The 4,491-nt window shown below is 47.0% G+C and carries 5 protein-coding genes and 1 pseudogene; 2 read left to right on the forward strand and 4 right to left on the reverse strand.

The features are described 5' to 3' along the window. Nucleotides 1-641 precede the first annotated feature (641 nt). Nucleotides 642-1,280 carry a hypothetical protein gene (locus QZY09_RS04245; protein WP_295668552.1) on the forward strand — a complete coding sequence of 213 codons (639 nt, stop codon included), beginning with the start codon at nucleotides 642-644 and terminating at the stop codon, nucleotides 1,278-1,280. A 53-nt stretch (nucleotides 1,281-1,333) separates the two neighbouring features. Here QZY09_RS04245 and QZY09_RS04250 read toward each other — a convergent pair whose 3' ends face one another. From QZY09_RS04250 to QZY09_RS04260, 3 genes and pseudogenes are all read right to left on the reverse strand, one after another. Further along, nucleotides 1,334-1,768: an ATP-binding protein gene (locus QZY09_RS04250; RefSeq protein ID WP_295668565.1), complete on the reverse strand. Its 435-nt coding sequence runs from the start codon at nucleotides 1,766-1,768 to the stop codon at nucleotides 1,334-1,336. Between the two features lie 42 nt (nucleotides 1,769-1,810). Then, nucleotides 1,811-2,329, reverse strand: a pseudogene (locus QZY09_RS04255) (PAS domain S-box protein); the annotation flags it as partial. 12 nt (nucleotides 2,330-2,341) lie between these two features. Continuing rightward, nucleotides 2,342-3,295, reverse strand: coding sequence for a PAS domain-containing protein (locus tag QZY09_RS04260; RefSeq protein ID WP_295668556.1), 954 nt, complete (start codon nucleotides 3,293-3,295; stop codon nucleotides 2,342-2,344). Between the two features lie 205 nt (nucleotides 3,296-3,500). Here QZY09_RS04260 and QZY09_RS04265 point away from each other — a divergent pair, with 205 nt between their 5' ends. Next, on the forward strand, nucleotides 3,501-3,911 hold the full coding sequence (locus QZY09_RS04265) for a hypothetical protein (protein ID WP_295668559.1): 411 nt from the start codon (nucleotides 3,501-3,503) through the stop codon (nucleotides 3,909-3,911). 243 nt (nucleotides 3,912-4,154) lie between these two features. Here QZY09_RS04265 and QZY09_RS04270 read toward each other — a convergent pair. After that, nucleotides 4,155-4,491: SDR family oxidoreductase (locus QZY09_RS04270; RefSeq protein WP_295668561.1), on the reverse strand; the 337-nt coding region annotated here is incomplete at its 5' end.

The following is a 4,491-nucleotide window of genomic DNA, read 5'->3' on the forward strand; positions in this document are numbered from 1 at the left end:
CAACAAATAGTCTTAACTTTATAAAAAAAAGTGACAACCTTTTCCAGTACGACTCACAATGAGGTTTTTTTTGCACTTTAACTAATTGATTATGAATTAAATATACAAAAAATAGACTAATAAATCAACTTAAATAATTGATTATCAGCTATTTATTTCTTAACTTAATGACATTGGCCTAAGGCCTGTGCCGTATGAGTGTATGGCGCGGCCCCCGTTTCTACCAACGGGGGAAACGCCCATGTTTTAGAAGTCGAAAGTCTTGCCTGTGAATAACTCTCCATTACCCCGTTTTTACAATACTCCCCTGCTGTTGGTGAAAACGCCACGAATGTTCGGAAGATCAAAAAAGGGTGTCATGCTGAGGCTCTCGAAGCATGTGCGTTGGGAATCGCGGACTGTGCATTAGCGGTTATGCATGGTGTAGAGGCCTTTGCCCACATGGTTCGAGAGCCTCACCATGACACCTCACTCCATATTTGTGGGAGAAAATTCCTCTTCCGCACGCTGTTGGCGACAACACCAAACAGCGGCGCAATCCATCCGGTCAATATAATTTACCCCCGGCGCCACCATCCCCTGCAAATCCCCATTTATATTGCTTAAGTTTAACCAACAAAAAACACACCCTGTTTACACCTATGCCCGCAACATATCCCTTCCGCCAGATTTGTAAATATTGCCTCATTTTGCTATACTGCTGCGCGGTACTGCAGGGCTGTAAAAAAACGCCGGCGCCTTACCAGCCGCCATTTAACGCTTACGGCAAAATTACGGTGGGCGGAAATGACTACCGGACGGTGGTAATAGGCAGCCAAACCTGGACGGTGGATAATTTTCAAGGCATGGGCGGCTTTGTATATCCATCGGCAGGGCAGCCCATGGGGGCCTGGTACCCGCAGTATGTGGCGCTTTATGATATCGTATTGCCGCCCTTTTGGCGCGTGCCTACCGTGGCCGATTTTAATAAGCTAACGGCCAATGTTTCAAAAAAAGCAGATGCCGCCGGCAATTATACCGCCGGAGCCGAAGTAGCAACCCTGGTAAACACGCTGCACTTTTTAAATACCCCCACCGGGTTTTATTATTACCAAACGGGCGTTGCTTATAAGTTTGATACAAACAGCGCGTATTACCTTACTTCGGATGTAAATTTCTCAGGCTCAAACGGCTATAACAACTATGCCTACAAGTTAAACAGCACTGGCGCGGGCATAGTGCTGTTGGACAGCGCGGGCATGGTTACGTGTGCTTTATTACGATTTGTGAAAGATAACTAAGGATGTGAGATGCCAGACCTGCGGACTTTAGACTTTCGACTCCAGACTCAAACCTAACCTATCGGTAACGAGAACGAAAAAACAGAACCCTGCCCGGCGGTGCTTTCGGCCCAGATCTGGCCATTGTGGCGTTTAATGATCTCGGCACTGAGGTACAGGCCGATGCCGAAGCCGGAGATATTGCGCATTTCGGCCGCTTCAACGCGGTAATAACGCTCAAAAACTTTGTCGAGATCGTCGGGGCTGATGCCCATGCCCTGGTCCTTTACGCTTACGGTAAGGGTTTTCCCTTTAAGCCAGTAATTGATAAGGATGGTGCCTCCCGCCGGCGAATATTTAACGGCATTACTGATGAGGTTGGAAAGTACGGAGCTGATCTTGTCGCGGTCGGCGTTAATAACGGCCGGGGCGGTACTTTGCAGGGTGATGGTGTGGGTGCTAACGGTAAGGCTGGTTTCTTCCAGTATTTCGCTGATAAGCTGGCCCATATCAAATGATTGCCGCTCAACAATGAGCTTGCCTGATTCCAGCCTTGAAATATTAAGGAAACCATTGATCATACGCGTCATGCGTTTTACCTGCATGTTGGCTTTCTCCATGGCGTGGGCCAGGTATTTGTCGTCGCTGTTTTTTAGTTTGGCGTTGGCCACCTGGATGATGGCGTGCAGCGAGGTAAGGGGCGTTTTCAGCTCGTGGCTGGCCATGCCGATAAAGTCGTTTTTGCGGGCTTCGTCCAATTTGCGCTCGGTAATATCGCGCGCAATTTTTGAAAGGCCGATGATATTGCCCTGCCCATCCTTAAGCGGCGAAATGCTGAGTGAAACATCCAGCAGGCGGCCGTCTTTGGTGAGGCGCCTGGTTTCGAAATGTTCTACCCGTTCGCCCTTTTTTAGGCGATGCAGGATGCCGGGCTCCTCGTCCTGCCTGTCGGGCGGGATGAGTTTGTAGATCGATTGGCCGATGATCTCCTCAGCCGTGTAGCCGAAGATGCGCCGGGCGGAGTCATTCCAGCTGGTGATCACACTTTCGAGGGTTTTGCTGATGATGGCATCATCAGACGATTACACGATAGCCGCCAGCTTAGCCGATTTTTCTTCGGCCTGTTTCAGTTCTGTAACATCGATGGCCATAATAATGCCCGCATCCACGCCGCCAAATTCATTTTTCAGCGGCACAAAATGCACCATATAGTTTTCGCCGCCGGCGCCGTCGCGCTCGAGGGAGAATTTTTCGCCGGCCATCATGCGGTCGTACAAATGTTTTACGGCCAGGTAACGTTCGGTTTGCCCTAATTCGGTAGGGTGTTTGCCTTCGTAGTCGGTACGCTTATAGCCCAGCCGTTCCATCAGGTCGCCCTCTACTATCAGGTAGCGGTGTTCCCTGTCAACTACTACTACTATGGAGTTAGGTATATTTATAGCGATGGACCTGAAAAGGTTCTCGCTGCGCTGCAGCTCGTCGCGGGTTTGGGTAAGCTCATCATTGGTGGTGGCTAGTTCTTCGTTAATGGCGGCCAGTTCTTCAATGGTGTTTTCCAGCTCGTTATTGGTGGCTTTAAGCTGTTCGTTAATATCGGCCATGCGTTCATTTGCCACCTGCGGCGCCAGCGCGTTTTCGGCGGTTTTTTGCCTGCCCAGCACTTCAATGGTATTGTCAAGCACCCAAACGGTAACCTTTATTACTTTACCTTTGCTGTTTTTTACCGGCGAATACACAAAGGTTACGTACATGGTTTCTTCGTGCCCATGGCGGATCAGGGTCATTTCCACCTCGCTGGCCGAATAGGTATTGCCTGTGCTTACCACGCCTGCCAGGGCCGCTTCATAAAAGGGCTTCACTTCGGCAAATGCGTCCCAGTAGTATTTACCTTTGATGGCATCCAGGGGTTTGCCCGCGATGGCTAAAAACTGGTCGTTAACAATTTCGCAGGTAAGGGTGGCTGCATTTAAAATACAAATACCAATGGGTGCGGTTTGCGCAATCTGAAAAAGTTCGTCCCCTGGTGTAATTTGCATCTTTTTTAACGGCCTGTTTTTTTTATCGTAAATATAAGTGATAATTACCCAAAGGGGTAATTTATACGCTCAGGTTGTAGCGTAACCTGGTAAACTAACGTATTACCATCAAAACAGTTTTTTTACAAAAAAATAAAAAAACACATTAAACCATTTGTAAAAGCGTTAGTTTAATAGTTTAGGATCAATTAACTTTATTTAGCTTATGAAAAAAATCATCACTATTTTAGGATGTGTTATTTTACTGGCGTTTTCTGCATGTACCAAACAGTATGTGTCGCCGGCCACTACCAACCAAACGCTTTATGCTGATTTAACCAGCAGCAACTGGACCGCGTACACCGACAATAACGGCAGTAAATCGTTTACGGCATCCATCAACATTGCCGCCCTCGACCCCAATTTTGCATCCATTGGAGGCGTTATTGTGGCTATATCTTACGATGGCGGTACTACCTACGAACAAGTGCCTGAAACTTATGCCAATGTTGCCTATAGCTTTACCTATACCGGCGGCAATATTTCGCTTTACGCGCAATCGGCAGATGGTACAACGGCAGTGCAGCCAACTTTACCTATCAAGGTGAAAATTATTTTAGTGGACTCGAATAGTTAGGGAGTTCATAGTTAATGGTTCATAGTTCATGGTTTTAGCATTTAGGCTTTTGCGGTGAATGATGAGCCATTAGTTTACGCTTTATGAGCTATATTTCATGTTCTTCCATGAATCATGAACTTCGCCCGGCTCATCGAATACTTTTTTATGGTGTAAACCAAAAGCGCCGCTGATCGTTCAGCGGCGCTTTTTCTATTATTGCTTCGGACTAAAAACTAGTCTCTAATCTCCAGTCTCTAATCTCTATTTTTCCATCTGCTCAATAATGGCCTGGGTAACGCCGGTAAAGCTGAAACCACCATCATGAAACAGGTTTTGCATGGTTACCATTTTGGTAAGGTCAGAGAATAAGGTAACGCAGTAATCGGCGCATTGGTCGGCGCTGGCATTGCCCAGCGGGCTCATTTTTTCGGCATAATTGATAAAGCCGTCAAAGCCTTTTACACCATTACCTGCTGTAGTGCGGGTTGGCGATTGCGAAACGGTATTGATGCGCACTTTCTTTTTAACCCCGTAATAATAACCGAAGTTACGGGCAATGCTTTCTAAATAAGCTTTGTTATCAGCCATATCATTATAA

The sequence above is a fragment of the uncultured Mucilaginibacter sp. genome (assembly GCF_903913935.1).
Lineage (GTDB): Bacteria > Bacteroidota > Bacteroidia > Sphingobacteriales > Sphingobacteriaceae > Mucilaginibacter.

Coding starts and splice junctions, on each gene's coding strand:
- QZY09_RS04260 (WP_295668556.1), bottom strand. CDS start 3,295: ATGCAAATTACACCAGGGGACGAACTTTTTCAGATTGCGCAAACCGCA.
- QZY09_RS04265 (WP_295668559.1), top strand. CDS start 3,501: ATGAAAAAAATCATCACTATTTTAGGATGTGTTATTTTACTGGCGTTT.
- QZY09_RS04245 (WP_295668552.1), top strand. CDS start 642: ATGCCCGCAACATATCCCTTCCGCCAGATTTGTAAATATTGCCTCATT.
- QZY09_RS04250 (WP_295668565.1), bottom strand. CDS start 1,768: ATGGGCCAGCTTATCAGCGAAATACTGGAAGAAACCAGCCTTACCGTT.